This is a genomic window from Microcystis sp. LEGE 00066, assembly GCF_015207925.1.
GTDB lineage: Bacteria > Cyanobacteriota > Cyanobacteriia > Cyanobacteriales > Microcystaceae > Microcystis > Microcystis ichthyoblabe_A.
This window is the reverse complement of the sequence record NZ_JADEVX010000298.1, coordinates 1-3,425: the sequence shown is the minus strand read 5'-3', so window position 1 is coordinate 3,425 and position 3,425 is coordinate 1. Positions and strand designations below refer to the sequence as shown.

Sequence of the window (3,425 nt, the reverse complement as noted above, 5' to 3'; positions counted from 1 at the left end):
GGTCTGTATTCAGGAGTCAGGAGACAGGAGACAGGAGATTATTTTTATTTATTCTTCCCACACCCGACACCCGACACCCGACACCCGACACCCCACACCCGACACCCCACACCCGACACCCCACTTAACAACATATATGCTTAATCTCGTCTCCCTTCCAGAAATTCCCGCCGCTGCTTGGAAACGTCCTCTGGGCAAAGGTTGGGAAAAACCCTACAGCGTCCGCTATGCCAGCAATTTAGATGATGGTCCTTGGCATGGGATGCCTCTGGGGGGATTTGGGGCCGGTTGCATCGGACGTTCCCCCAAAGGTGACTTTAACCTCTGGCATCTGGACGGCGGTGAACACAGTTTTAATAGCCTTGCCGCCTGTCAATTTAGCATTTTTGAACAAACAGAAGACGGAAACGCCCAAGCCTACGCTATGGCGACGGAAAGCCCCAAGGATGGAACGTTATCGCGCTGGTCGTGGTATCCTGCCGAAAAGGGAACATATTCTGCCCTTTATCCCCGCAGTTGGTACGAGTACAAAGATGTTTTTCAGACTCAATTAATTTGCGAACAATTCTCACCAGTTTGGGCGCATAATTATCAAGAAAGTAGTTATCCTATTGCCCTATTTGAATGGACGGTTCATAATCCCACCGATAAACCGATTACTATTAGTATTATGCTGACTTGGCAAAATACAATCGGTTGGTTTACTAACGCAATTAAATCCCCAGTGGTTAAGGTGAGAGATGATGGCAGTCCCGTCTATGAATATCAATCAAAATGGGGGGAAAGTGAGGGTAATTATAATCAATGGATTGTCGATAATTTCCGCGTTGGCTGTCTAATGCGTCGAGATTACGAAAACCCTGGCGAAGGGGATGGACAGATGGCGATTGCCAGTATCACTAATCCGAGTCTAGAGGTATTTTATCTGGGTAAATGGAACCCTGCCGGCGATGGGGGCGAAGTTTGGGACTATTTCGCCATGAATGGCTCTTTACCAGATATTGAGGACGAAACCCCCGCCGAAAAAGGGAAACAAACGGCCACGGCCATGGCGATTCGTTTTACCATTCGTCCGGGGAAAACTCGCAAAATTCCCTTTATTTTAGCTTGGGATTTACCCGTCACCGAATTTGCCCAAGGAATTAACTATTATCGTCGTTATACGGACTTTTTCGGTCGCAATGGTCAAAATGCCTGGGCGATGGTACGCACAGCTTTAAAACAGGGCGATAAATGGCGAGAAAATATTATTAACTGGCAAAAACCGATCCTAGAACGCATCGATCTGGCCGATTGGTTTAAAATGGCTTTATTTAACGAATTATACCTGTTAACGGACGGCGGCACTCTCTGGACGGCAGCCACGGAACAGGATCCCATCGGTCAATTTGGGGTCTTAGAATGTATTGATTATCGTTGGTATGAAAGTCTTGATGTGCGTCTCTATGGTTCCTTTGGGTTATTGATGTTATGGCCGCGCTTAGAAAAGGCCGTGATGGAAGCTTTTGCCAGGGCAATTCCCAGCAGTGACGATACTCCTCGGATTATTGGATATAACCAAGCTAGTGCCATTCGTAAGGCCAAAAATGCCACTCCCCACGATTTAGGTGCGCCCAATGAACACCCTTGGCAAAAGAGTAATTACACCAGTTATCAAGATTGTAATCTCTGGAAAGATTTAGGCAGTGATTTTGTTTTATTAGTCTATCGGGATTATTTATTAACGGGGGCTAAAGATGAGGATTTTCTGCGGGAATGTTGGCCGTCAATTGTCCTGACTTTGCAATATTTAAAAACTTTTGACCTTGATAACGATGGCATCCCCGAAAATTCTGGTGCACCAGACCAAACCTTTGATGATTGGCGTTTACAGGGAATTAGTGCCTATTGTGGTGGTTTGTGGATAGCGGCCCTAGAAGCGACGCTTAAAATTGGCGAAATCATTGGAGAAGATACAGCAATTTTTACCAGTTGGTTACAGCAATCTCGCGCTATTTATCATCAGACTCTCTGGAATGGAGAATATTATAATTTAGATAGTGGCAGTGGTTCCGATGTGGTGATGACTGATCAATTATGCGGTCAATTTTATGCCCGTTTATTGGCTTTACCGGATGTAGTAGAAAATCAATACACGCAATCAGCTTTAAGTAAGATTTATCAGGCTTGTTTTCTCAAGTTTCATGGGGGAAAATTTGGGGCGGCCAATGGTTTAAAACCCGATGGTACTCCCGAAAATCCCGAAGCAACTCATCCCTTGGAAGTTTGGGTAGGAATTAATTTTGGGTTGGTGGCTTTTTTACTACAAATGGGAATGGAAAAGCAAGGATGGCAAATTACGGAAGCGGTGGTGCGACAAGTTTATGAAAATGGCCTACAATTTCGCACCCCGGAAGCAATAACATCGGTGGGAACTTTTCGTGCTTGTCATTATTTACGCGCCATGGCTATCTGGGCTATCTATGGGGTTTTGACGGAATTTCAGGGATAAATTTTCGGCTCTCTTGGATTGGGTGGGTAAAATGTATTCATAAGATACATTCTTCCTAGCGAGGGTGTGGAACGAACCACAAAGACACAAAGAACACAAAGATCGATCACTTCTATGGTAAGTTAAACTGGTCGCAACGCGCTCGCTACGCGAGATCACACAGAACCTAGAAGAGCCAATTTTATTAGAGATATCCCGCTTTTCTCAACTTCAATTTCCCTCCTTGAATATTGGCTAAAAAATGTTCACCATGTCACATTATGGGCGATTGGTTGGGGTGTATAGCGTAGGTCTTTTCTTCGCTACCACAACCTTAAGAGAGTCGAGTAATTTAGATAGTCAAGAGCTTAAGTAGGTAGGCGTTAAAAATTATCAGATACCCCCCTTAATAAGGGTAGATCCCCCCTTAGTCCTAGGGCTGTTTCATTTAAATTAATTACAGCTGATTTTGAGTCAATAAATTTGACCGAAGATTCTCAAGTTTATCTTTTTCTAATCAAAAGAGTTAGTCATAATAACTAATCTTTAATCTTCTGCCAATATTTATTATGAATAAATTGATAAAGCCTGTTCCCAAGCCACTAAAAGCCTATCTCTCTTGAAATTTTCTGAGAGTACATCCTGTTAATTTAGCTAATTTTTCTGCTTCTTACGTCGATAAAACTATCAGTTTTTCCCAACGTTCAGCTAACCACATCTGTCCCTCTGTTATTGAGAGAAAACCCAAACCTCTGAAAAGATTCAATCCTATGGTTGTGAGAATTGACCAATTGCTGGCCGCTTGAAAATCACTTATCTCGCTTTTATCCCACATTCCGCACCCTCAACTGTCACAGATCAAAAAAGCCATTAAAGTAGTACATAATAACTAAAATTAATTCAAAGGTTAAAAGGGTTAATGAGAATATATAGCATTAAAAGGGGTATGGAGCGA

At 43.2% G+C, this 3,425-nt stretch carries 1 protein-coding gene and 1 pseudogene; one reads left to right on the top strand and one right to left on the bottom strand.

What is annotated here, in order from left to right; all coding sequences use genetic code 11:
• The first annotated feature begins 136 nt into the window (after positions 1–136).
• Positions 137–2,491 carry a GH116 family glycosyl hydrolase gene (locus IQ224_RS22700; RefSeq protein WP_002749335.1) on the top strand — a complete coding sequence of 785 codons (2,355 nt, stop codon included), beginning with the start codon at positions 137–139 and terminating at the stop codon, positions 2,489–2,491.
• A gap of 649 nt (positions 2,492–3,140) precedes the next feature.
• On the opposite strand, the pseudogene IQ224_RS22695 reads toward IQ224_RS22700, so the two are convergent.
• Positions 3,141–3,299, bottom strand: a pseudogene (locus tag IQ224_RS22695) (ISAs1 family transposase); the annotation flags it as partial.
• Positions 3,300–3,425: the final 126 nt, after the last annotated feature.